The organism is Cellvibrio mixtus subsp. mixtus J3-8 (assembly GCF_000766945.1).
Classification (GTDB): Bacteria; Pseudomonadota; Gammaproteobacteria; order Pseudomonadales; family Cellvibrionaceae; genus Cellvibrio; species Cellvibrio mixtus_A.
Genome location: NZ_KN266212.1, coordinates 234,554 through 260,103 on the forward strand (window position 1 = coordinate 234,554; position 25,550 = coordinate 260,103).

The window sequence follows — 25,550 nt, forward strand, 5'->3', positions numbered from 1 at the left end:
AGTGAAAAAAGTTTGCGTGACAGCGTGAACAAACCGAAAGCCGATGAAAAAAGCCCACAGGAAAAATTGCCACCTTGATCTCCGTGTTCCGGTACAGGTGTAGTTGAAAAAAAGCGCCGTATTCGGCGCTTTTTTTATGGGATGAAGCAGTGCGAAATAAAAACTTTATGGGTTGATTTGCACCTGGATTTGGCTGCCCGCTGGCGGTACAAAATCCAGTATTGCCCGGTAATCCACGCCGGTTTTGCGCCAGGCTTTTTCCGCATCAAATATCGATTCCGGTGTTGCTGTTACTGCACTGAGTAATTGTCCGGACGCATCAATAATTCGTAATTGCAAATTTGCCACCGGGTAAATTGCACGTTTGTGGCGATGGAAAATTTTCGCCGTAAAGTGCGCCTGGTTGCTTACCGATGCCATTCGCGCGGCTTTAATTTGCCAATCACGGCTCGCATCTATTTGATAAGAATATTGATCGCCCTGTGCTTGCCCTGCGCTTTGCACCTGGGTGCAGGCTCCGAGCAAAAACACAAGTATTCCGAGGCTGAATAAATTTGAGCGCTTAACGTTCGTCATTGCAAACTCCCGACAGAAGTCTCTGTTAATTGAGTGGTGGTTACGGCAGTGGATGAAACAGGGGATTCCGCCGTGAATGGATTTAACTCTCCCGCTGCCAGGCGCAATTGATAATGGCTGCGCAATGCCGCCACCCGGCTTTCCACTTCCGCGAGGGCGGCGCGGGCATGTTGTTGTTGGCCGAGTAGTAATCCCTGTAAATCCTGTTCGCCAAGGCGATAGGCTTTTTGCAACAAGCGTGCGTTTTCACCCAGGTTGTCGGCCATTTGCCTGGCCAGTTGCCAGCGCTGGAATTCGCTGTTGGTTTGGTGATAACGGTTTTCCGTTTCAGCCCGGAGTGAACGATGCAGGATCTCTTTATCCGCACGGGCGATAGATTCTTCGGCATAACGCTGGCGCATGGCCTGGCTACGTTGGCTACCGGGAATAGGCATACTCAAACGCACGCCCACAATACTCTCCTCCCCAAAGGATTCGCGCCCGCTGAACACGGCCAAACTTGGGTCGGGGATACGGTCCAGCCTGGCTTTATCGGCTGCGGCGCTTGCTGCATTAACGCTGGCGTTCGCTTGCTGTAATTCGGGCTGGTTGTTGAGCAGGCGTTCCTGCCATTCCGCCAGCTCACCTGCCAAGGGTTGCGGCTCGGGAATTGCGGTTAACGCAGGAGCATCAAGGGAGAGCGGATTTCCCTGCGTTTTATCCATTGTTGATGCTTGTTGTTTTTTACCATCGATAATCACCCGGGCAAACGGCGGTAAGCTAGCGGCCGGGTAACGGATATGGAAAGCCGTCCAGCGATTCATGGCTTCCTGGTGTACCGCGTTAAGTTCACGTTCCAGCGCCTGGCTTTCTGCCGCTGCAAGGCGGACATCCAGTGCGGGTGCATCACCCGCTTTAACCCGGTGTTCTACCGCCCGCAGGTTGGTGCGTGCAAATACTAGCTCCCGCTCCAGCAAGGCACGGCTGGCACTGGCGTGGAGTGCATCGAGATAGTGATTTATCAGCTCGCCAATCGCACTACGCAACCCGGCTTGCTCGCTGGCATCCGCCAGGCTACGCAACGCATCGGCCTGGCGACGGCTGGCAGCGCCTTTGCCCGGAAGGCGAAGGCTACGCTCCAGCTCGACATTCCACTCGCGCGATTTATCCATGCCCGCCAATTCCGGCTGCTCATATTCCCGCTCCTGGCGTTCGTAGGTTGCAGTCCATTCATAGCCGGAGTGGGCGGTTTGCTCCGCCTCGGCCAGCAGGCCACGCTTGTTGGCCTGGATGCGCTGGATAGCCGGATCATCAGCCAGCCATTGGGCAATTTGGGCGTGGCTAATTAATTCGGTTTGGGCGAAGGCGATGGGTGTAAATCCCAGCGCTATTGCTAATCCCAAAGGTTTTAACAGGAATAATTTCATTAGAGTTGTCCCTCTTCCAGAACGGGTGTCAGCCAATAACGCAGGCCGGAACCGTTAAAAAGCGCGCCGAGGTCATGGAGTAATTGTCGGGCAACGGTTTCAGGAACCAGCACTTGGACCAGTACGGCGCGAGCGCGCCCCAGTACCTGTTCACTCGCATCCAGGCCGTCGTCACTGTGGCCGCCATGGCTCGCGCAACCCTGGCTGGTAAACGTGAGGTCGTGCGGGCTTTGCAGTAATTGGTCGAGCAGTTTTTCTTCCAGTGCAGGTGCACCTAATAAAGACAGGCAGACAAGGCTCATAAAGGCGCTCCTCCAGTGGCTGTCGGGGCAGTGGATTTTTCATCGCCGAGCGCAGGGAAGGCGAAGCGCGCGTATAGTAGTGGCAGCATCACCAGGGTGAGCGCTGTTGCGGTGATTAAACCGCCGATGACGACTATGGCCAGTGGTCGCTGGATTTCTGACCCGGGCCCCGTGGCAAAAAGCAGGGGAATCAGGCCAAAAGCGGTAATCGCCGCTGTCATCAGCACCGGGCGCAAGCGGCGTTTGGCACCGATCCTAACGACCTGGGCCAGCGCCATTCCCTCGGTATGCAATTGGTTGAAGTAGCTCACCATGACCACACCGTTGAGCACAGCAATTCCCAGCAGGGCGATAAACCCCACCGATGCCGGTACAGACAGATATTCACCGGAGAGCCAGAGCGCGACTATTCCGCCCACTAACGCAAAGGGAATGTTGCTGAATACCAGTAAAGCCTGGCGCACGGACCCAAAACTGGAGAACAGCAGGATAAAAATCAGCAGCAAGGCAACCGGCGTAACCAAGCCTAAACGGGCAGCGGCGCGCTGCTGGTTTTCAAATTGTCCGCCAAATGTGAGGCGATAGCCCTCGGGCAAATCCACTTGCCGGGCAATGGCTGCTTTGGCTTCATTGACAAAACCTACCAGGTCGCGACCACTCACATTGGCGATCACTACGCTATAGCGACTGCCCATTTCGCGGTCGATTTTCACCTGGCCTTCCACCCGTTCCAGGTTGGCGATGCTGCTGAGTGGCACCGATTCCCCGCGTGGGGAAAGCAAATGCAAATTGGCAAAATCGCCCGGTGATGCGCGCAAATCACTATTGCCACGCAGTTGGATAGGTGTGCGGCGGTCGCCTTCGCTCACAGTGCCGAGCACTTCACCTTGCAACTGCACACGCAGGAAATCCTGCACCTCGGCCATGGTGAACCCGAGTTGGCCAGCGGCAAGCCGGTCGATGTTGACGTGCAGGTATTGCACGCCGTCGTTGGCCAGCGTGTACGCGTCTTCGCTACCGTCCAGTGTTTCTACAACAGTGAGGATATCGCCGGCGAGGCGGTTCAGAGTGTCCAGATCCGGGCCGAAGATTTTGATCGCCAGGTCGCCGCGCACACCCATGATCATTTCCGACACACGCATATCAATCGGCATGGTGAAGTTGTAGGCGATCCCGGGCATGTCATCGAGTACCGCACGCAATTCATCCAGCAGTTCCTCCTTGGTGTCCATCCGCCATTCGTCTTTGGGTTTGATGGTGAGGAAACTGTCGGTCTGGTTCAGGCCCATGGGATCCAGGCCGATCTGGTCGGAGCCGGCGCGCGCGACTATGCCGGTGACTTCCGGGATATTTTCCAGGATCGATTTCTGCAAGCGTGTATCCAGGGCAACACTTTCCTCCAGGCTGATCGATGGCAAACGCTCCAGGCCGATCACTATGTCGCCCTCATCCATGGTTGGCATAAAGGTCTTACCGGTGATGCTGTAAACACCGATGGCCAACACAAACATTACACCGGCACCGATAAAAACCGGCTTCTGGTTGTTAAAGGCCCATTCCAGCAAGGGGGTGTACAGCGCTTGTAATTTGCGCGGCAGCCAGGGTTCTTCGTGGCTGACGTTGGTGAGCAAGTAGGAGGCGATCACCGGAATTACGGTGAGTGATAGCAACAGTGAGCTGGCCAACGCAAAGACAATCGTCAGGGCCACAGGGGCGAAGAGTTTGCCTTCCATTCCCTGCAGCGTCAGCAGTGGCAGAAACACTGTGATAATAACCAAAACCCCGGTAGTTACCGGTGCACTGACTTCGCGCAAGGCGCGGTAAATCAAATGCATACGTGGCAATTTGCTGCGCTCATGGGCCATATGCTGGACCAGGTTTTCCACTACCACCACGGCGGCATCGACCAGCATACCAATCGCAATAGCCAAGCCACCAAGGCTCATCAGATTGGCGGACATGTCCACCTGGTTCATCATCACAAAGGTTGCGAGGGCGGATAATGGCAGGATCAGCGCCACTGTGATTGCTGCGCGTAAGTTGCCGAGGAATACCCCGAGCAGGATCAGCACCAGCACAATTGCTTCGGCCAGGGCTTTGGAGACGGTGAATACTGCCTGGTCGACCAGGGAAGCACGGTTGTAAAACACATTCAGTTGCGTGCCTTCCGGCAAGCTTGGCTGGATTTCGGCGATTTTCTGCTCCAACCCGGCCACGACCGCGCGGGCGTTGGCTCCCGCCAGACCCAGCACCAGTCCCTGCGCAACTTCACCTTTGCCATGGGCGGTTACCATACCATTGCGGGTGAGTTCACCGATGCGCACCTCAGCGACATCGCTTAAACGAATGGGGGTGTTATTGCGCAAAGCGATGACCATCCCGCGCAAGTCATTCAGGGTACGGACATTGCCCTGGCTGCGAACCAACAGCACTTCGCCACCTTCCACAAGGCGGCCAGCACCATCGCTGCGGTTGTTGTCCTGGATCGCCTGTTTTAATTCCGGCAGGCTGATACCCGCAGCAGTCATACGCAGACTGTCGGGAATCACTTCAAAACTGCGGCTAACTCCGCCTAATACGTTGACATCAGCGACGCCAGGGACGGTACGCAAGGCGGGGCGAATCACCCATTCGAGCAAACCTTTGCGCTCCATCAAGCCGAGTTTCGGATTATCAACTGTGAAGTGGAACATTTCCCCCAATGGTGTTGTGATAGGCGCCATACCTCCCTCAAGCCCGGGGGGTAATTGATCGCTAATACCGGCAAGGCGTTCAGCAACTTGTTGGCGAGCCCAGTAAATATCGGTGCCATCAGTGAAGTTCAGGGTGATATCCACCAACCCGTATTTCACCAGCGTCCGCAGCATCTGCTGGTTGGGAATTCCCAATAATTCAGCTTCCACCGGTACGGCGATACGGTTCTCCACCTCTTCCGGGGTCATGCCTGCCGCTTTGTAAATCACTTTGATCTGGGTGGTGGCGACGTCAGGGAAGGCATCAATGGGCAACTGGCGAAAGGAATACCAGCCATAACCGGCCAATAATGTCGTCATGATGAGGATAAACAGGCGCTGGGTTAGCGCAAATTGGATCAGGCGGACCAACATCTAGCGCGCCCCCGCTAACCGGGTTTCCGGCGCCTGGTTGTCAACCGCAGCAGACGCCGGTTCGCTATCCAGATGGCTTAGCCAGGCAGCTTTCAATGCAACCACACCCACAGCGGCAATCTCGGCGCCACTTTGTAAAGCGCCGCTAACCAGTGCTCGTTGGCCGCCACTGGCCGCAACTTCAATGGGTAGCGCGTCAAACCCCGTATCGGTTCGGACAAACACATAAGCTTGTGCACCACGGCGGGCAATCGCGCTTAGGGGCAGGTCCCAGGTGTGATCTTTACTCAGGGGGAGCAACGCTTGTTGATAACTTCCGGGCAGCAGGTGTGCGGGTGGATTTTCAATCAAACCGCGCAGCACACGGGTTTGTGCTGCGGAAGTAACCGGACTGAGATTGAGCAATGTCGCTTCGGTACCGTCAGCTAACTGGAACAAGGTAGCGGATGGCCATAGTCCTGCCTGGTTTGCAGGAATTTGAACATCTACCCACAGTTGCTCGCGCTTCACCAAATGCAGTAAAGGCAAACCGTCGTTATTGCGCCAACCGGGTTTGGCGATCAATCCGGTAACAATACCGGCAACAGGCGCGCGCAGGGTAAGGGTATTACTGGCTTTACCTTGCCGGATCAATCCTTCAATGCCTTTATCATCCACGCCGGCGGCAGTGAGTGCCGAACGGGCTTGGGCAAGCGCAGCGCGTGCATCGCGCTCGTTGGCTTTGCTTTCTTCAAGGCGGCGACTGGGAATAATGCCTTCGTTAAGCAGCTCCTGATCGCGCTCCAGGTTTTGTTGTGCCAGTTTCCAGCGGCTGTGGTTTTCAATCAGCGCGAGGCTGAGTTCGCCAAGGTTTTGGCTGCTGATTACCAGTAGCGGGTCACCGATGTTAACCGGCTGGTTCTCCAGTACGAGCACCTGTTGCACCAAGCTATTGTCAGGTGCGCCCAGCCGGTACTCCTGATGCGGGGGCAATACAATTTGTGCCGGATATCGCCCACTGGCGCTGGCGGCTGTGGTGTCCAGTTGGATAGTTTCTATCCCCAGGTTGCGTATTTGTTGATCACTGATAGGAATCGAACTTGTCCTGGCTGCAAGCGCGACGGTCGGGGTAATCGATAAGGATACCCATGCAGCAGCCATCAACCAGCGGCGAGCCGGAAGAACGAAAAAAGAAATATTCATAAAAACCTCACAGTCGCTTCGGCATCAATGCGATGCAGCGACGGTCCATTTACACGGGAAAGTTAATGGCAGGCCTGAATCAGGCGATGAGTGAGGCTGGCGGTGCGCGCAGTGGCGGGCGTAACCCCTGGAGGGCTTGGGGGGGCAATGAAAGTTCTGGCGGTGCCCTGAAAAAACCGCGCCCGGCTGATAGCAGGATAACCAGGCCGGCAACGAGCAGGATTACAAGATTGAGGTTTTTGGCGGGTGTGGTATTTGAACCGGTATCGACATGGGGACTGGCTTTATGGCCATAGGAATCATCCAATGAATCCTTGAAGAAAGAGCTATCCAGTGTTGCCGGGCTGCCATCCAGCGGAATGTGGCTGTGCAAACCAAACAGGCAGGCGCAAAACCAGCTGAATAAGGCTGCAAATGTCACTATCTTGGCGATTTTCCGGATTTTCACGATGGCGATATATGATCGGTTAAAAATTGACACGAAAAGCATCTTAACCTTGCGCTAATAGCAGGTCGAGCAAATGCATGGATTTTTGTGAATCTTTACATGGCCACCTTAAATGAACCTTAAGGTGGCCTTGGGGCGGGGAATCAGTCTTGCAGTTCCAGTTGCTCGCGAATAAACCCAAATAGTTTGCGCGCACTTGCGGCCGGTTTGTTTTCTTCACGCTCCTTCTGTGCAGAGCGAATCAGCTGGCGCAGGTGTTGAACGTCAATACCCGGACAGGAGGTCACCAGCGTTTGGAAAATCTGTTTGTCGCCTTCAATCAGCAAATCCCGATAGCGCTCAATCTGGTGTTGGCGATGAATGTACTGGTCGCTGCGGTTTTGCATTTTATCTACCGCGGCTTTGATTTCCTCATGGTTACCTTCACGCATCAGGCGGCCAATGTACTGGATCTGGCGACGGCGAGCTTCTTTGGGAGGAAGTTTGCGCGCGATATAAATAGCGTCCAGCATTTCCTCACTGAGGGGGATGTTGGCCAGTTGCTTTTCATTCATATCAATAAGGCTTTCACCCAGGGCTTGCAGCGCGTGCATGTCGCGCTTGACCTGGGATTTGCTCAGGATGTAATCGTCGGGATTAATGTCGTCGTAGTTGTAAACCATAACCGGTGCCGTGCGCGCGGGGCGCTGTGGGTAAAAAAAGTAATCGGGTAAATCGAAAAGTTTGCGCCCGAAAAGGGCGCGCAGCTTAGAGCAGATGGCTCCTAACAACAATAGCCTGTTTATTCGCCTTCTTCAAAACGGTCGGCTATCAGGGCGCGGATGGCATTCATGGCGGCTTCGGCGTCGTCACCATCAATGGTGATTTGCAGGGCGGTACCGCAACTGGCGGCGAGCAACATCAAGGACATAACACTCTTGGCATCGGCCCAATTGCCTTCGCCCACCCGTGCCTGTACTTTCGCCTTGAATTGATTAGCGAGTGTTGCGAGTTTGGCTGCGGCCCGGGCGTGGAGACCGCGTTTGTTAATAATGTCGAGGGTTTCTGTGAGCATCGCCTGGTTCTGTGTTTGAAATCAGTGTTTTTTGTGTTTGTTGATATCGCGATGGCGTACTTGCACATCGTTAAAGCTTTGGTCGAAGTGCTTTTGCAGGCGCTCCGCCAGATAAACTGACCGGTGTTGGCCGCCGGTACAGCCAATCGCAATTGTAATATAGCTGCGATTATTGGCCTGGTAGCGTGGCAACCAGCGGGTCAGGTAATGTTCTATATCGTCATACATTTCCTTGACGGTGACTTGCTCCTCCAGGAAATCAATCACTTCCTGGTCTTTTCCGGTTTGCGGGCGCAGGTTGGGCTTCCAATGCGGATTGGGTAAGCAACGCGCATCAAATACCAGATCGGCATTTACCGGCACGCCGTGTTTGAAACCAAAGGATTCAAACAGGATCGCCATGGTTGATTCGCTGCGGCCCACAACGCGCTCTTTCACCAGATCGCGCAATTCATGCAGGTTCAAATGGCTGGTGTCGATCACTTGATCTGCAGTATCGCGAATCGGTTCCAGCAAATGCTGTTCAGCGGAAATCGCTTCTTCCAGGCTCGTGTGTTTGTCAGACAGCGGGTGTTTGCGGCGAGTTTCACTGAACCGCTGGATTAACACCGCTGGCTGTGAATCGAGAAAGAGTGTACGAAAAGGCAGGTGTGCATCCTTGAGGGTGCTGATCATCTGCGGGAAGATCGCGAGATCCTGCCAGGCATTACGCACATCAATACCGATTGCAAATTTCTGTTTGTCATCTTTATGAATCTGGATTTGCGCAACCAGTGCCGGTAAAAGGCTTACGGGCAAATTGTCGATACAGTTAAAACCCACATCTTCAAGTACATGAAGTGCAGTACTTTTCCCTGAACCGGACAGGCCGCTGACAATAACCAGATGCATAGTGCTGATCCTTAAAGCGGCGCAATCGCCGCCTGATACAACGCCTTGTCACTCGCGGCTTTTCTCAGTCTTTGACGATATTCGGGATTATTCAGTGCCCCGGCCAGGGTAGCCAGGGTTTGCAAATGCTCGTCGTGTGCATCTTCCGGAACCAGCATCGCAAAGAGAATATCGACCGGTTGTGAATCTATCGCGTCAAAATCAATCGGGTCAGTCAGGGTAATCAGGGCACCAACGGTCCCCGTGCATTTCTCGACCCGGCAATGAGGTATGGCTACTCCATGGCCGATACCGGTGGAGCCTAAACGCTCACGGCCAATTAAACGGCGAAATAGCTCATCGCCATCAATATCAGGAATATCCTGCGCAATGGTATTCGCTAATAATTCCAACGCGCGCTTTTTGCTGCCGCCCTCGATACCGCACAGGGTGCGGCCGGGGCTAATAAGGGATTCAATTTGCATAGCTTAATGATGCCGGAGCATCCTCTATTGAATGCAGTTATCGTTGCTTTAACGGTGACTGCGCATTTTCTCTTTGTGTTTGATTAGCTGACGATCCAGCTTGTCTGCCAGCGCATCAATTGCCGCATACAAGTCATCATGGGTTGCGTCGGCATGGATATCTTTGCCGCTCACATGCAAGGTTGCTTCTGCTTTTTGAATCAGTTTATCCACCGAGAGAATAACGTGAGTGTTGGTAATGCGGTCATGGTGATGACTCAAACGTTCCAGCTTACTGGTTACATAATCTTTTAGTGATTCGGTTACTTCGAGGTGATGGCCACTGACATTTATTTGCATAGGTGCTTCCTCATGGGGTTCGCAGACTCAAATGAGTCGATCTTTAAAAAAACGATACAGCGGGAGCTGCACTTAACAATCCCTGTTCTGTTTCCTGAATGAAAATAATTAAATAGTTTTACGTTCGTTTGAGGGTGGAATATTCAAGGATTCGCGGTATTTCGCAATAGTACGACGCGCTACCTGGATACCTTGTTCCGCGAGTAGGTCAGTAATTTTGCTATCGCTTAATGGTTTTTTGGGGTTTTCCGCATTCACCAGTTTTTTAATGATGGCGCGAATCGCTGTTGATGAACATTCGCCGCCACTGTCTGTGCTGACATGGCTGGAGAAAAAATATTTAAGTTCAAAAATGCCTTGCGGGGTATGCATATATTTTTGCGTGGTTACGCGTGAAATAGTGGATTCATGCATCTCTACAATTTCAGCAATATCATGCAGTACCAAGGGTTTCATCGCTTCTGGACCATACTCGAGAAAACCACGTTGTTTTTCCACGATACAGCTTGCCACTTTTAATAAGGTTTCGTTGCGGCTTTGCAAGCTTTTCAAAAACCAGCGCGCTTCCTGCAAATTATCTTTCAGGAAAGTATTGTCGCTACTGGAGTCGGCGCGTTTTACCATCGATGCGTAATCAGCATTGATACGCAAGCGCGGTGCAATTTCCGGGTTGAGTTCTACTAACCAGCGGCCGTCTTTCTTTTCCACAAATACATCGGGCACAACGTATTCGGTATCGCCGCTGGCAATCATATCGCCCGGGCGCGGATTCAAGCTTTGAATAAGCGCTACCGCCTGGCTCAATTCAGATTCTTTCAATTTGGTGCGGCGCATCAGCTGGCGATAATCGCGGCTACCAAGCACTGGCAAATATTGTTTTGCAATTAATTTTGCAGAATCCAGGAACGGTGTTTTGGGGTCGAATTGTTGTAACTGGACGAGCAAGCACTCGGAAAGATTCTGGCTGCACACACCGCAAGGATCAAATTGCTGCAAGCGATGTTGTACGGCAACGACTTCATCAAGTTCGAGCTCTTCAAACTCATCGCGCATGCCTTCAAAAATTTCTTCAAGGCTGATTGAAAGCATACCGCTAGGTTCGACAGCATCAATAATTGCCATCGCCAGGACCCGGTCACGGTCTGACATGGGGGTGAGGTTTAATTGCCACATCAAATGATCGTAGAGTGAATCGGTAGCGGCGCGACGACTTTCAAAATCGTTGTCTTCGTTGTCGTAATTGCTGGAGTTGCCAGAGGCGGATGACTGGTATACATCATCCCAACTGGTATCTACTGGTAGATCACTCGGGATTGCTTCACTCCAGTCACCGCTATCGGCGCTGAAACTTTCGCCTTCACCGTAAACATCGGTATCACCAAAGGGCTCGCTATCGCCAAAGCTTTCACCGTCGCCAAAACTGTCACCGTCGGAATAGTTACTGCTCTCCTGGTAATTGTCGGAGCTGGCAGAGTAGGTATCGCTGGCACTGAAATCCGTTGTGCTCTCGCCATGAGAATCCGCAGCAATTTCCTGTTGGCGGGTATAGTCAACATTATCCGCATCACTGCCTTCGTAATCGGCTGTTTGGCCAGGGGAATCGAAGCCTTCCTCCATTTCCAACATGGGGTTGGATTCAAGGGCTTCCTGGATTTCCTGTTGTAAATCCAATGTAGAAAGTTGCAGCAGGCGGATTGCCTGTTGCAGTTGCGGGGTCATGGTCAGCTGTTGACCGAGTTTGAGCTGGAGCGATTGTTTCATTGTGAGGTAAGCAAACCCTTGTGGCGCAGAATCGTTAAATGGGCGCAGTATGAAAACATCAGATAAGTGGAGTTTAGTCAGGCTTTGCGCCGCAAGCAATAACTGTAAGCAATCTCTATGCCTAATGGATAAAGATTGTTACTTGTCAAGCTGTTTGTCGGGAGAATCCTCTGGGTAAATGGGTAATACCAGAGGTACAGGTGGGTCGATTGGTGATATTTATCTACGGACAGGCGTTCCACTACAGGCGGAAATTTTCACCCAGATACACTTCGCGTACCTTGGTATTGCTCAGTACCGTTTCTGCACTGCCCTGGGCGATGATGTGGCCTTCACTCACAATGTAAGCCGTTTCACAAATATCCAGGGTTTCGCGTACGTTATGGTCGGTAATCAATACACCGATCCCGCGGTCTTTGAGATGGCGGACAATTTCCTTGATGTCATTAACCGAAATGGGATCAACACCGGCAAAAGGCTCGTCGAGCAGGATGAATTTGGGGTCGGTTGCAAGGGCGCGGGCAATTTCTACACGGCGGCGTTCACCGCCAGATAACGCCATACCCAGGCTGTCGCGAATGTGGGTGATATGGAATTCGTTGAGCAGCGATTCCAGTTTTTCCTTGCGCTGGTTTGTGCTCAGGTCCTGGCGGGTTTCCAGGATCGCCATGATGTTATCGGCCACGCTCAATTTGCGAAAGATAGATGCTTCCTGTGGCAAATAGCCAATGCCTGCACGGGCGCGACCATGAATAGGCAGATTGGTTATGTCGCGATCATCGATCAATACAGTGCCATTGTCGGCGGGAACTAGCCCGGCAATCATATAAAAACAGGTAGTTTTCCCCGCCCCGTTAGGGCCGAGCAAGCCAACAATGTGACCGCTCTCTACGGTAATGGATACATCGATAACCACTTTGCGTTTTTTGTAACTTTTGGCGAGGTGACGGGCATGCAAACTGGACATAGGCATTAATTTTGTGTGGCGTTCGAGGACGCAGTGGCGGACGAGGCTGCGTTGTTTGCAGCTGGAGCTTCGGTTGGGGAAGATGACTTTGCGGGCTCTTTAATTTCAATTACCGCGTTTTCTTTGGCGGCACCTTTGGGAGGAATCACAATTTCGATTCGTTGCGCATTGCCATCAGCGCTGCTGTTACCCGCCGCTTTCATCACTTCTTTTACCAGGTCGTAATCAATTCGTGGGCCGCTCATAACCGCGCCGTTTTGCTCAACAGATGCGTCTTCGATCAGCAGCAAGCGTTGATTGTCCGGGGTATAGGTAATTTGTTTGGCTGCCGCAGTAACCAGGCCCTGGTCTTTTTCCGGCTGCTGCTGGAAGCGGGCAGGGGTGCCCTGTGCAACCATTTTCTCTACATCGTTATCGGCATTGGTGTGAATCACAATCGAATCTGCAGAGATAACCAGCGTACCCTGCTGGATGATTACCGAGCCGGTGTAAGTTGCGATTCCGTTTTTTTGATCGACCGTGAGCTTATCGGCCGAACCGCGAATGGTTTCGTTTTTGTCGCTGGGTAAGGCGAACACCTGGCTGGCATGAATACCGGCCAGCAAACCAAGTGCAACAACACATCGAGCCAGGCACGAGTGCTTTTTAAAAGAGGGCATAAACAGCTTAACGGGGGTCATAAACAGCCTTAACCTGGGACTTTAACTGGAGCCGACTTTGCACCAGGTCGGCATCCATACCCAGGGCATCTATCTGGCCTTTTGCGCTGCGCATCTTAACAGCTTTGTCAGTTTCCGCGAATTGTTCACGTGTACGCACGCTGAGTTCATCGGTGGTAACACGCATCAACCCTTGGGTTGGGGAATTTTGCTGGATGATCACATCGCCTATTAAACGAATTAATTCATTATTGGCTTCACTGCGACCATGGGTGGCAGACATGCGCCAGGGGGTGCCGTTTTGGCTGTTATAAAAAATCATTTTGGGGGCATCGATCAATGTGTAATCGCGCGCTGAGGGACCTTCGACATCGGGTTGGTAAAGTGCAACCTGCGGAGTGGTTAATTCAAAATTCAATTTGCCTTCCGCATCAAATTCGCGGGTTTGCACCTGCTTCATGAAAATTTGCGGAAAGCGGCTTGGGTCATACTCGTGACTTATAGGGCCTTCTTTGTGACGCAGCGAAAACAGGAAAAACCCCAACACTAATACTCCGGCCACTATCCAGGGCCCCGGTATTTGCTGGTGAATTCTATAAAGGCGTTGAATTGGGTTCATAGCGTAATTGGTTGCCTGATCCTGAGCTGTGATGAGTTAGTGTTGCGCCGGCGGTGCAAGATATTCTGCCAGTGCTGCATCAAATGTATCTTGCGCTTGCATAATCAAATCGCACGCGGCGCGTACTGCACCATCGCCACCGCGTTCGCGGCTTTGCCAATGTGCTCGCGCCGCCACGCTGACATGTGCATTCGCGACGGCAAACGCAAGGCCTACGCGCGTCATAATCCCCAGGTCGGGCCAGTCATCCCCCATAAAGGCGATTTCCTCTAACGGAAGCGGATGCTCCTTGAGGATTTCCTGCAGCGCTTCCCATTTGTCTTCGCGGCCTTGCACCAGAATTTTGATGCCCAAATCGTTGGCGCGTCGCGCTACCAGGTTGCTGGTCCGGCCAGTGATAATGCCGACCTTGACCCCACTTTTCTGTAACAATTTGATGCCGTGCCCATCCAGCGTGCTAAACGCTTTGAACTCTTCACCGTTGTTGCCGAAATACAGCTTTCCATCAGTAAGTACGCCATCTACATCCAGCAACAACAGCTTAATACGCGCAGCGCGTTCACGCAGTTCGGGGTTCATAGGTTTTCCAAAACAAATTTATAGGTGAGGGACTAAATAATACCGGCGCGTAGCAAGTCATTGATCTTTACGACACCAACCAGTTTTTTTTGTTCGTTGGTGACGAGCAGTACGTTAATTTTTGCTTGTTCCATCAATGCTAATGCTTCGGCAGCAAGAGTATTGTCGCGCAAGGTTTTAGGCATGGTGTTCATCAGTTCACCAACTTTGGCAATACGAATATCCACCCCGCGGTCAATGCTGCGGCGCAGGTCGCCATCGGTAAAAATGCCCATTAATTCACCGCTAACCGTCATTACGGTGGTCATCCCAAAACCTTTCTGGGACATTTCCATCAGCGCGTCCAGCATTGGTGTATCGGGTAGTACACGGGGAATTTCCTCGCCGCTGTGCATCACATCACTCAGTCGCAGCAGCAGCTTGCGTCCCAGTGCGCCACCGGGGTGAGAGAATGCAAAATCTTCAGCGGTAAATCCGCGCGCTTCCAGCAGTGCAATGGCAAGTGCATCACCCAGGACCAATGTTGCGGTAGTGCTGGATGTTGGTGCGAGATCGAGCGGGCAGGCTTCGTGTACCACGCTGATATCCAGATTAACTTCCGCGACTTCGGCAATCGTTGAACCGGGGTTGCTGGTCATACTGATGATTTTGATTCCCGTACGCTTTAGCAACGGTAATAGCGCAACAATTTCGCTGGAGGTCCCGGAATAGGAAATGGCGAGAACTATGTCGTCTTTCGTGATCATACCCAGGTCGCCATGGCTGGCTTCGCCCGGATGAACAAAAAAAGAGGGAGTGCCTGTACTGGCAAGGGTGGCGGCGATTTTTTTGCCCACATGCCCGGACTTACCCATGCCAGTGACGATGACTCGCCCGCTACCGTTCATAATAAGTTCGCAAGCCTGGGTAAATTGACCATCAATACGCTCCATCAATGCGGTGACGGCCTCAGCCTCCAGACGGATGGTGCGCAACGCGGAGCGGACATAATCAAAAGCGGCCATAAGAAATCCCATTACCGGCGAATCGGGGGTTGGGCATTATAACGAGCATCGACATTTAGGCGAGTTGTGTTTTCGTCTTTTTTCCCGGTAAGCGCTTAAGAAAAGTAATACAGCGGTGTTATAGTGCGCCCCGCAAAGCCAGTCACTGCGCTTCCGCTCAATAAATCGCCACACCCATAGTCGCTTACAAAATAGGCGCTTTCAAAGAATGGCACCTTAAGGAATTAGCGCTGTCTGATGCATGGCTGTAAACGCAATCAGGGCATAAGGCAATCAGGCTTTAGCCTCACTTGGTTAATGGAAGGTTTATACGATGAAAACTGTTTCCCTGTTTAAATCCTTGTTCGGATTTTCTCTTTCAATTGCATTGGTTTGGTCGCAATTCGCTGGCGCGCAAGATGCCGTGAAACCGACGGCCGATCCCAAGGTGATTGTTGAATCGGTTGCCGGTGAATTGTTCGCTTTGGTAAAAGTCAAGAACTCTGCCAACACTCCCGATGATCAATACTACAAGCAAGTCGAAAAGGTGATGGACCCGGTAGTTAACTTTCCTTTTATTGCGGGTTCGGTGATGGGTAAGGCGACCTATAAACAAGCAACCCCGGCGCAGCGTGAACAGTTCCTCAAAGTATTTAAGGATGGCATGGTTAAATCATTAGCCAAGGGCATTCTGGGTTATGCCAACAGTAAAGTAGTTATTGCCGGTGTTGATACTGTGAAAGCCGATCGCGTGGTTGTGAAGCAAGAAGTAAGTTCCGAAGGGGCAACCCATAAATTGGATTACACCATGGTCAAAGGCAAGTCTGGCGAATGGAAATTAATTAACGTTGTATTGAATGGCGTGAACCTTGGCCAGTCCTTCAGCAGCCAGTTCAAGGCGGGGTTGAAAAAGCACAACAATAATATCGACCAGGTCATTGCTAATTGGTTGGTTGACGCTTAATAACACTTAAAAATGAGAGCCCTATCACAGCATATATTTGTGATAGGGTTCAATAGATGCACTATTGACCTTGTAATACCTTAATAATAGTCTAGGCGCCGTTTAAATCTACATTGAATAAAACGGATTGCCCCATGGACACAGGTTTACAGTGCTTGGTAGCACTCGCAGGATTTCATCAGCTTCCGGCTGATGCCGCACAGCTCTCCCATCAGTTCGCCACACCCGGCCAGCCCTTCAATAACACCGACATTCTGCGCGCTGCCAAAGCGCTGACCTTCAAGGCCAAACTGTTTACACTTTCCCTGCAGAAATTAACCGGCTCCAGTTTGCCGGCGATCGTTAAAACCGTTGATGGCGATTACATTATCCTTGCGCGCGTGGCGGAAGAAGAGGGTGTTCCCACCAAAGTGCTGGTGCAGGACCTGCGCGAACAAACTCCCAAAACCCTGGGCGCTGATGAATTTACCGCGCTCTGGTCTGGCGAAATCATTTTCCTTACCCGCCGGCTGGGGTTGCGTGAAAGCCTGCAACAAAAATTCGATATCAGCTGGTTTATTCCCTCCCTGGTTAAATACCGCAAATTGTTTGGCGAAGTCATTATTGCCTCGTTCTTTTTGCAATTGTTTGGCTTGATTACCCCGCTATTGTTCCAGGTGGTGATGGACAAGGTGCTGGTGCATCGCGGCTTCAGTACGCTGGATGTGATCGCCTTTGGTTTTTTGGCGATAGCGATCTTTGAAGCACTGCTTGGCGGTATCCGCAGTTATGTCATGTCGCACACCACCAGCCGTGTGGATGTGGAGCTGGGTTCGCGCTTGTTCCATCACCTGATGGCCTTGCCCATGGCCTATTTTGAATCGCGGCAAGTGGGGCAAAATGTGGCGCGGGTCCATGAGCTGGATACGATCCGCAATTTTATTACCGGCAGCGCGCTCACCTTGATCCTGGACCTGGGTTTTACCATCGTCTTCCTGCTGGTGATGTGGTACTACAGCATCACTTTATTTTTTGTGGTTGCCGCGACCATTCCCTGTTACATCCTGCTCTCGATATTTATCACACCCATATTGCGCCATCGCCTGGATGAAAAATTCAAGCACGGCGCGGCCAACACCGCCTTTCTCACCGAATCCGTCACCGGTGTGCAAACAGTAAAAGCCATGGCGGTAGAGCCGCAAATGCAACGCAAGTGGGAAGACCAACTGGCCAATTATGTGAACGCGTCATTCCGCAGCCAGAACCTCGGCAATGTCGCCAACCAGGTGGCGGGATTAATTAACAAGTTGATGACCCTGGGTATTATCTGGTGGGGGGCGCACCTGGTTATTGCCGGCGAACTCACGGTTGGTGAATTGATTGCGTTCAACATGCTTGCCGGTCGCGTGAGCGGCCCGATATTAAAACTGGTGCAACTCTGGCAAGACTTCCAGCAAGCGGGCATTTCCATCGCACGCCTGGGCGATATTTTAAATACCCCGCGCGAACCCGGTTACAACCCCAATCGCTCCACGTTACCGTCAATTGCCGGCCATGTGAATTTCGAACATGTGCGTTTTCGTTATCGCCACGATGGCCCGGTAATTCTCGACAGTTTCAATTTACAAGTGCAGCCCGGGGAGATTATCGGCATTGTCGGCCGCTCCGGTTCCGGTAAAAGCACACTCACCAAATTAATCCAGCGCTTGTATTTACCGGAAACGGGCAGGGTGCTGGTGGATGGTGTGGACCTTGCGATGGTGGATACCGCGTGGTTGCGGCGCAATATCGGTGTGGTGTTGCAAGAGAACTTTTTATTCAATCAAACCGTGCGTGAAAATATCGCGCTCACCAATCCCGCCGCGCCCATGGAGCAAGTCGTTGCCGTCGCCAAACTTGCCGGTGCCCACGAATTTATTGTGGACTTGCCTGAAGCCTACGACACCATGGTGGGCGAGCAGGGTAGCAACCTCTCCGGTGGCCAACGCCAGCGCCTGGCGATTGCACGGGCGTTATTAACCAATCCCAAAATTCTCATCTTTGATGAAGCGACCAGTGCGCTTGATTACGAATCCGAACGCATCATCCAGGACAACATGGCGCAAATCTGTAAGGGCCGCACGGTCTTTATCATCGCGCACCGCCTGAGCACCGTGCGGATTTGTAATCGCATTATTGTAATGAACAAAGGCTACATCGTGGAGCAGGGACCCCATGACCAGTTGCTCCAGCAAAAGGGCTATTACGCCCAACTGCATGGTTATCAGGATGCAAAACCGGCCGCGGTTGTCCATCCTGCAACGACAGCGCATCCGCAATCCCCTTCATCATCCGTGCCATCCCACGCGCATCATCACGCCCACACCAGTGCCGGCAATGTGACGGTGCTAAAAGAGAATGCAGCGAAGGACTTGAAAGAAGCGGGGGATGTGAAAGAGAAAAAGGATGCGAAGGAAACAAAGGAGCTGAGCCATGACTAATTTTTTTGAATTATTCCGCGAAGCCTGGCGCGAGCGCGGTAAGTTAGGTGATGGTTCCAAACAGCAAAGCCTGTCTGAATTTATGCCGGCGGCGCTGGAGCTGCAGGAAACCCCGCCGAACCCATTAGTGCGCTGGCTCGCCTGGACCCTGATCGTATTATTTGTGCTGACACTGCTCTGGGCCATCTTTGGCAAAGTCGATGTCGTCGCCAGTGCGGAAGGGAAAATTATTCCCGGCAGCCGTGTCAAACAAATCCAGCCGCTGGACAAAGGCTTTATCAAAGCGATCCATGTTAAAGACGGGCAATACGTCAAAGTGGGCGATGCCCTGATTGAGCTGGACCGCACCATCACCGCCGCAGACCAGGCGCGGATGCAACAGGAGCTGCACAATGCCAGTTTGAACCTTGCCGGCAGTGAAGCGCTGCAAGCGTTAATTACTGATCAACAACAATCCCGACAACACAATCAGCAACCCCAAAAAAATACCCGTAAAAACCCCGCATCGGCGAGCGAATTACAGTTCATTATCGATGAAAAATTAAAACTCTCTGCAGCAGAAATATTACTGCACCAGCAAAAAACCTGGGAGCAATGGCAACAATACCAGGCCCAACTGAGCAGTTTGCACAGCGCCCTGAAAAAAGCGCAAAGCGAGCGAATTGCCAACCAGGAAACGATCAAAAAGCTCGACCAAACCCTGCCGATGATCACCAAGCGTGCGGATGCACTGCGCAGTCTCTACCAAAAAAATATGGCTTCGGAAGCGGAATACCTGGAGTTGGAGCAAGCGCGCATCGAACGCACCCAGGATCTCGCCGCCCAGCAACAAATCCAGCAGCAATTAATTGCAGCCATCAACGAAGCGCAACAACAAATCAACGCGCTCAAAGCCGACACTAGCAGCAAACTGCTCGCGCAAATTGCCGACAGTCGCAACCAGATCGCCACCATCAGTGAAGAACTGGTGAAAGCGCGCGATATGAATGACAAACAAATTCTCTACGCCCCTGTCTCCGGTTACGTGCAGCAACTTGCCGTCAACACCATCGGTGGCATCGTTACCGAAGCGCAACAATTAATGATCGTAGTTCCGGAAGAAGAAAACCTGGAAGTGCAGGTGATGCTGGGCAATCAGGACATTGGTTTTGTGCAAAGCAATATGCCCGCCGAAATCAAAATCCACACGTTCCCGTTCACCAAATACGGTTTGATCGATGCGACGGTCACCCACATTTCGGAAGACGCGATCCTTGATGAAAAGCTCGGCCTTGTGTACGCGATGCATTTAAAGATGCACAAGAGCACGATCCGTGTTGAAACGAAAGATGTGAAATTAATTCCGGGCATGGCCGTGACGGCGGAAGTGAAGACAACGCAGCGGCGGGTGATTGAGTATTTTTTATCGCCGTTGTTGAAGTATAAGCAAGAGAGTATTCGGGAGCGATGAGAAATGGAATTGCTGGATTTAGTAGAAAATCAGGGTGGCTTGCTAGCCCGGCTTAAGTCTCGCCTTAATTACCTTCTGCATAAAAATTCTTGTTTTGAATTGGTGTATGTGTGTGCAAGGGTAAATGGTAAAGCAGTCTTCAAATGCTGGATTGAAAAAAATGACGATTTCGAGCATTCAGGGATTCTAGACGCTATACCTGCTGATGCAACCTCTATAGAACTGGATTGCCTGTATGAGCCGCATGTACGGTCTATCAATTTAGCCAATAAAAATTCCCTGAATAGCTTACGGGGAAAATATGGTTTTGTTCTTGATGTGAAAGGCAAACCACATAAATTTTCTGCGCTGCAAATGATTGCCGGGAATCTATCCTTTCCAGGTGCCGTGGAAAAAGCATTTCTTTCCCGGCAGATGAATATCCCGGATGAGTGTTGCATCACCCTCTACAAATCAGATCAATATTTATTTTTAAGCGAGCATGAAAAAGAATATGTTCCGCTATACCGGGGAAACAGGCTCTTTACACTGGAGCAGGTTAATAAGGCTGCAATTGCTGAATCTGTAAAATTGATGACCCTGTGGTTGTCGAATCAAATCAACGAGCAAGGTCGGGCAGAATATAAATATTGGCCCAGCAGAGGAGAATTCTCTGATTCCAATAATGCCATCAGGCAGTGGATGGCAACAGTGTGCCTAGCCAGGGCAGCGCGAGCGTTTAAATCTGAACAGCTAATGGATCTCGCCAATAAAAACCTTAAATACAACCTCGATTCAATGTTTTTTGCCCAAGATGGTTTGGGGTACATATTATTGGATGGCAGCGCCAAATTAGGTGCTGCTGCGCTCGCCGCATTGGCGATCCTCGAATCACCGGAGAGGAAAAAATACCTTTCCCAGGAATATGCCTTACGAAATCTGATTGAACATCTATCAAATCCTGATGGCTCGTTTGACACGTTTTATATCCCCAGGGATAGAACAGGGAATGAAAATTTTTATTCTGGTGAAGCACTGTTGTTTATGGCCCAGGAATATTCGATAAGTAAAAATCCTGCGCTGCTACAAAAAATAATGTGCTCATTTACTTATTATCGTGACTGGCATAGAGCCAATAGAAACCCTGCATTTATTCCATGGCACACCCAGGCTTATTGGCTGGTGTGGTGCGTAACCCGCGATGAAGAATTAGCCCACTTTATTTTTGAAATGAATGACTGGTTGTTATCCATGCAGCAATGGGATTCTGCTGAGTTTCTGGATATGCAAGGCCGGTTTTATGATCCAGAACGCCCTTTCTTTGGGCCTCCGCATGCGTCATCTACTGGCGTGTATCTGGAAGGTCTGATAGATGCTTATCAATTGGCGGTTGCACTTGCAGATAATGCAAGGGCGGAGTCCTATCGTCTGGTTTTATTACGTGGAATTCGTAGCGTAATTCAATTGCAATTTAGGAATGATGTTGAATCATTTTATGTTTCAAACAAAGCGAATGTTATGGGTGGAATCAGGACGAATGAATATGACAACACCATCAGGATTGATAATGTCCAGCATTGCCTGATGGCTTTTTTGAAAATACACAGAATTTTTAGTGGTGAATCCTCGTTAAATCATCACCAGGCGGAATTTCGAAACACCTGCGTTTGTTGAAGACGGAAATCTCTGTTGGGGCTTTTAAAAGGGTATTTTTTGTTACCACTCATATGCGTCTCTCAAAATTGAGACCTGAAAAACAGCATTTTTCATGGTGTTGTATGGGAGTGTAAATAAATTTTAATTCAAGGGGGATAATAGTTGCTATGAAAATAGCGTATCAGGATGACGGATTTATTGTGATTGACGATTTTATCGAGCCTTCGTTATTTGAAAGTTTATATGAATTTGTATGCATGAGAGATTACAAGCATATAAACACGGAGGGAAAAGTTACTAAAGTGTGGCGCTTGAGAGATGGCTTTCCACTGCGTAGTGTCGATAGTTACTTCAAGTCTTATCAAAATAAAAACGTCAAGGAAAGCTGGGAGTTCCCGGTAAGCAATGTAATGGATCAATTTGCTGATGCACTCAATAACGCATTGCCGTTATTTAAAAAATATATCGGTGTTCCGCAACAGCAATGGAATCGGTTTTCGGTTACCTCCTGGATGTATCCTCGGGGCACAGGTCTCTCGCTTCACGAAGACAGTGGTCCATATTCTGGTGCGTATACTTTTTTTATGAATAAGAGCTGGAATATTCATTGGGGCGGGCAATTAATGATATTGCCTCAGTCCGCTACAAACTCAATAGAAAATAAAAAGAAAGCGCTGGGTGAATCTAAATATAGGCTTACAAGATGGGTTGATCCTGCTCATGAAAATGAAGCAGTTTTTGATGTCCCCACGGCTATTACGATTTTACCCAGGCCGAACAGGTTAGTGATTATGTCAAATGATGTGCATCACCTTGTAAGTACTGTAAATGATAATGCCGGGGACTCGGTAAGGAAATCTATCGCTGGTTTTTTTGAGTTGGCTTAGTTTTTTAACATGAATTAAATAAGGCTATTTATGAAGAGAAATAATCGATTTCAATTGCTTATGCTCTGGCTGGTTTTTGTATTAAGTCTTTGTGGTAAATCACAAGCTGCCAGTTTTGATTGCGCAAAAGCGGTAAGTAAAACAGAAAATCTGATTTGCTCCAATGTAGAGCTTTCTCAGCTGGACGAAAATCTTGCTGCTGCATACAAACAAGCGCGAGAAAACTATCAAGATAAAGAAGCCCTAAAAACTGAACAGCTAGCATGGTTGAAAGCGGTTCGTCGGTGTGATGATGGCATATGTATAAAAAATTCTTATGTTGAAAGAATAAAAATACTTTCAGGAGGGAAAAGTGGAGCAACTGAAGGTGGGTCGCTTGCAAAAGCAAAACACCCTTGGAAATTAATTGCTTCAGGGGATGAACATACCTGTGTTGCTAGTGATGATGAAATTAAATGTTGGGGTAATAACAATGGTGGTGCTCTCAACTTACCCCGAAAATTCAATCAAATAACTCAATTAAATTCCACATGGTCAACTGCTGTTTGTGCAAAAGATTCTGCAGGATGGGAATGTTGGGGGGAATGCGATACTGGCGTTTGTGATATCCCGGGAGATTATAAAGATGCAGATAAGCTTGCACCTGCTGCTTCACATGTGTGCGGGTTGAAAAATGGACTCGTGCGCTGCTGGGGGAAAAATAAATATGGACAAATTGATGCTCCGTCCGACCTGCACGATGTAATTGATATAGCTGTTAATAATATTCACTCATGTGCTGTTATTCGGGATGGTTCAGTTCGTTGCTGGGGTAATAAAAAGTACAACCTTATTTCTTCGGCTGAACGTTTGGCTAATGCGAAAAAAATAAGCTTGGGTTTGTATTTTTCGTGCATCTTAAATAATTCAAATAAAGTTGATTGTGGGTTTTCTACCGAGCAAACCATTGCTGGCGTGGAAAAATTTTCCAATGTAAAAATGTTGTCTGCGGGCTTATTTCCTCTTTGCCTGATTCATTCTGGCGGACGCTTATCATGCATCGGATCTGAAATTCAGGGGTTTAATGAAAATTCTATAAAAAATGAAAAGTTTTTCTCGGTATCGGCAGGGCGCAGTCACGTATGTGGTTTGTCTTATGAAAATGTGCGGTGTTGGGGAGATTATGCGAATGAAGATCCGAATTTATACAAGGTGCCTCATTCTGCTGAAGAGCTAGTAAAAAAAACGTTGTTATCCAATTAATGAATGTAAAGGAGTTTTGTTGTGACAAGGGCAATAGATAATCAAGATAATGTTAATCAGCTTCTCGATCATATGGAGCATTTTGAAGGCGAATATTTTCGCGTGTATGCGGATCCTCTCGGTATACCCACCATAGGTTATGGTTATGCTTTGCTTGTAAGAAATGCAGCGAATCAATATTCAATGCGAGCTAATATTGCTCAGGATTTGCGTGCTGCAGGGATTTTTGGGCCGGGGCAAGAGCTAACTGCATCTGATTTGCAGTTACTGCAAAATGCTGTAAATGCTTTGAATGGTATTGCGGGTTATACGAACCCATTTATTAGATCCACTGCGGCAGAAGCTGGAAATCAAGCAGCACAAATGACTAGAAATGCTGAACAAGGAATGAATCTGTTTCTGACCGGAGATCAACCGCGCAGTTTATTACAGCAAAATATTCCAACTTATGAGCAGAGAGCGGTAAATAGATTAGCGAATCAGGCGGGTATTTCGGCAACAGTTGCTCGTGAACGGTTTAATAATTTGCCAGCAGGCACTCAATTAGCATTAATTGATTTGGTTTTCGGTGCGGATACAACGATTGGGCCAATTATATCAGCAGCGCTTATGTCCGTTCCCCCAAATGCTATAGCAGCATGGTATGAAATAAGTTTTGGGACAAATCCATGGCGAGATGATACGAGGGCTGTTTTTAATGGTCTTGCTCGGCGCAGAAATGGGGAAGCTGAAACCTTGGATTTGTCCGGTGTCAGCGAACAACAAATTCGTGATTATTTAAATGCTCGTCGCTCTCAGATAGAGCAGTATCTGGAGCGTCTGGAAGACAATGGAGCCCAAAACGTTCCTTCATTTGATAGTGTTATTCAAACTGCAATAAATCAAATGGTTGCTGATGGTGGAACCGTGGATGGAGGTGAGCCGGCGAATCCGAGTCCAAATCCAGACCCGATCCCAAATCCAGATCCGATCCCCAACCCTGGCCCGAACCCCAGTCCTGGTCCGAATCCCAATCCCGGTCCGAATCCCAGTCCTGGCCCGAACCCCAATCCCGGTCCGAATCCCAATCCTGGTCCGAACCCCAGTCCTGGCCCGAACCCCAGTCCTGGCCCGAACCCCAATCCCAATCCGAACCCGAATCCGGATCCGAAGCCACCGATCCCGGATTTGGAGCCTGTAACACCTACAATTCCGGCGGATGGACTTCTTATTAAAATTGAAAATGGTTACGAATTCACACTAATGCCAAATGGGCAAGTTGTTGTGAAAAATCCGAGCAATGGAGACGGTGATCCCGGTAAAAGTGTATTAGAAAACACGAGTGGGGAAATCATGCCAGATGGCACGATTGTTATTACTGATCAGTTGACCGGTGAAAAGAAGACCGTTGATGGCAAACCATACACACCTCCAGGAGTTCCTGGCGGTGGTGGTGCAGGAGGCGGTGAAGGAGGCGGTGAAGGTGGTGGTGCAGGAGGCGGTGAAGGAGGCGGTGCAGGAGGTGGTGCAGGAGGTGGTGCAGGAGGTGGTGCAGGAGGCGGTGAAGGTGGTGGTGGTGCAGGAGGCGGTGAAGGAG

The 25,550-nt window shown here is 50.3% G+C and carries 24 protein-coding genes; 7 read left to right on the plus strand and 17 right to left on the minus strand.

Features of this window, described 5'->3' with window-relative positions; genetic code table 11:
• Positions 1-165 precede the first annotated feature (165 nt).
• From A596_RS18260 to A596_RS18340, 17 genes are all read right to left on the minus strand, one after another.
• On the minus strand, positions 166-576 hold the full coding sequence (locus A596_RS18260; RefSeq protein WP_039917483.1) for a hypothetical protein: 411 nt from the start codon (positions 574-576) through the stop codon (positions 166-168).
• Complete coding sequence (locus A596_RS18265; RefSeq protein ID WP_039917485.1) at positions 573-1,982, minus strand: TolC family protein; 1,410 nt, start codon at positions 1,980-1,982, stop codon at positions 573-575. Before A596_RS18265 ends, A596_RS18260 begins: the two co-directional genes overlap by 4 nt.
• On the minus strand, positions 1,982-2,284 hold the full coding sequence (locus A596_RS18270) for a DUF3240 family protein (RefSeq protein WP_039917487.1): 303 nt from the start codon (positions 2,282-2,284) through the stop codon (positions 1,982-1,984). The genes A596_RS18265 and A596_RS18270 overlap by 1 nt, the downstream gene beginning before the upstream one ends.
• Complete coding sequence (locus A596_RS18275; RefSeq protein ID WP_039917489.1) at positions 2,281-5,391, minus strand: efflux RND transporter permease subunit; 3,111 nt, start codon at positions 5,389-5,391, stop codon at positions 2,281-2,283. Before A596_RS18275 ends, A596_RS18270 begins: the two co-directional genes overlap by 4 nt.
• Positions 5,392-6,573, minus strand: a complete 1,182-nt coding sequence (locus A596_RS18280; RefSeq protein WP_052417665.1) for an efflux RND transporter periplasmic adaptor subunit — start codon at positions 6,571-6,573, stop codon at positions 5,392-5,394.
• Positions 6,574-6,652: 79 nt separating this feature from the next.
• The gene (locus A596_RS18285; RefSeq protein ID WP_152600225.1) at positions 6,653-7,054 is read right to left on the minus strand and encodes a hypothetical protein; all 402 of its coding nucleotides are present in this window, start codon (positions 7,052-7,054) and stop codon (positions 6,653-6,655) included.
• A gap of 110 nt (positions 7,055-7,164) precedes the next feature.
• On the minus strand, positions 7,165-7,683 hold the full coding sequence (gene yjgA, locus A596_RS18290) for a ribosome biogenesis factor YjgA (protein ID WP_039917576.1): 519 nt from the start codon (positions 7,681-7,683) through the stop codon (positions 7,165-7,167).
• A 119-nt stretch (positions 7,684-7,802) separates the two neighbouring features.
• Positions 7,803-8,075 carry an HPr family phosphocarrier protein gene (locus A596_RS18295; protein ID WP_039917492.1) on the minus strand — a complete coding sequence of 91 codons (273 nt, stop codon included), beginning with the start codon at positions 8,073-8,075 and terminating at the stop codon, positions 7,803-7,805.
• A 21-nt stretch (positions 8,076-8,096) separates the two neighbouring features.
• On the minus strand, positions 8,097-8,966 hold the full coding sequence (gene rapZ / locus A596_RS18300; RefSeq protein ID WP_039917494.1) for an RNase adapter RapZ: 870 nt from the start codon (positions 8,964-8,966) through the stop codon (positions 8,097-8,099).
• An 11-nt stretch (positions 8,967-8,977) separates the two neighbouring features.
• Entirely contained in the window at positions 8,978-9,430 is a 453-nt protein-coding gene (gene ptsN, locus A596_RS18305) for a PTS IIA-like nitrogen regulatory protein PtsN (protein WP_039917495.1), read from the minus strand.
• Positions 9,431-9,478: 48 nt separating this feature from the next.
• Positions 9,479-9,769: a ribosome hibernation-promoting factor, HPF/YfiA family gene (hpf, locus tag A596_RS18310; RefSeq protein WP_039917496.1), complete on the minus strand. Its 291-nt coding sequence runs from the start codon at positions 9,767-9,769 to the stop codon at positions 9,479-9,481.
• 108 nt (positions 9,770-9,877) lie between these two features.
• Positions 9,878-11,530: an RNA polymerase factor sigma-54 gene (locus tag A596_RS18315; protein ID WP_039917578.1), complete on the minus strand. Its 1,653-nt coding sequence runs from the start codon at positions 11,528-11,530 to the stop codon at positions 9,878-9,880.
• 241 nt (positions 11,531-11,771) lie between these two features.
• Positions 11,772-12,497, minus strand: a complete 726-nt coding sequence (gene lptB, locus A596_RS18320) for an LPS export ABC transporter ATP-binding protein (RefSeq protein WP_039917580.1) — start codon at positions 12,495-12,497, stop codon at positions 11,772-11,774.
• 5 nt (positions 12,498-12,502) lie between these two features.
• On the minus strand, positions 12,503-13,177 hold the full coding sequence (gene lptA, locus A596_RS18325) for a lipopolysaccharide transport periplasmic protein LptA (protein WP_235425777.1): 675 nt from the start codon (positions 13,175-13,177) through the stop codon (positions 12,503-12,505).
• Positions 13,164-13,775 carry an LPS export ABC transporter periplasmic protein LptC gene (lptC, locus tag A596_RS18330; protein WP_084128598.1) on the minus strand — a complete coding sequence of 204 codons (612 nt, stop codon included), beginning with the start codon at positions 13,773-13,775 and terminating at the stop codon, positions 13,164-13,166. The genes lptA and lptC overlap by 14 nt, the downstream gene beginning before the upstream one ends.
• Before the next feature lie 36 nt (positions 13,776-13,811).
• Complete coding sequence (locus A596_RS18335) at positions 13,812-14,354, minus strand: KdsC family phosphatase (RefSeq protein WP_039917501.1); 543 nt, start codon at positions 14,352-14,354, stop codon at positions 13,812-13,814.
• A gap of 32 nt (positions 14,355-14,386) precedes the next feature.
• Positions 14,387-15,358, minus strand: a complete 972-nt coding sequence (locus tag A596_RS18340; RefSeq protein ID WP_039917503.1) for a KpsF/GutQ family sugar-phosphate isomerase — start codon at positions 15,356-15,358, stop codon at positions 14,387-14,389.
• Between the two features lie 313 nt (positions 15,359-15,671).
• On the opposite strand from A596_RS18340, the gene A596_RS18345 reads away from it, so the two are divergent.
• The 7 genes from A596_RS18345 to A596_RS23390 all read left to right on the plus strand — a co-directional run.
• The gene (locus A596_RS18345; RefSeq protein ID WP_039917504.1) at positions 15,672-16,301 is read left to right on the plus strand and encodes an MlaC/ttg2D family ABC transporter substrate-binding protein; all 630 of its coding nucleotides are present in this window, start codon (positions 15,672-15,674) and stop codon (positions 16,299-16,301) included.
• A gap of 134 nt (positions 16,302-16,435) precedes the next feature.
• A complete protein-coding gene (locus A596_RS18350; protein WP_084128600.1) occupies positions 16,436-18,760 on the plus strand; it encodes a type I secretion system permease/ATPase in 2,325 nt (774 codons plus the stop codon).
• Positions 18,753-20,210: an HlyD family type I secretion periplasmic adaptor subunit gene (locus tag A596_RS18355; protein ID WP_039917505.1), complete on the plus strand. Its 1,458-nt coding sequence runs from the start codon at positions 18,753-18,755 to the stop codon at positions 20,208-20,210. Before A596_RS18350 ends, A596_RS18355 begins: the two co-directional genes overlap by 8 nt.
• Before the next feature lie 3 nt (positions 20,211-20,213).
• Positions 20,214-21,863, plus strand: coding sequence for a hypothetical protein (locus A596_RS18360; protein ID WP_039917508.1), 1,650 nt, complete (start codon positions 20,214-20,216; stop codon positions 21,861-21,863).
• 149 nt (positions 21,864-22,012) lie between these two features.
• Positions 22,013-22,732 (plus strand): 2OG-Fe(II) oxygenase, encoded by a 720-nt coding sequence (locus A596_RS18365; RefSeq protein WP_039917511.1) that lies wholly within the window; start codon positions 22,013-22,015, stop codon positions 22,730-22,732.
• A gap of 30 nt (positions 22,733-22,762) precedes the next feature.
• Positions 22,763-23,974 carry a lysozyme inhibitor LprI family protein gene (locus tag A596_RS18370; protein WP_152600226.1) on the plus strand — a complete coding sequence of 404 codons (1,212 nt, stop codon included), beginning with the start codon at positions 22,763-22,765 and terminating at the stop codon, positions 23,972-23,974.
• A gap of 21 nt (positions 23,975-23,995) precedes the next feature.
• On the plus strand, positions 23,996-25,550 hold a 1,555-nt coding region (locus A596_RS23390; protein ID WP_039917513.1), incomplete at its 3' end, for a hypothetical protein.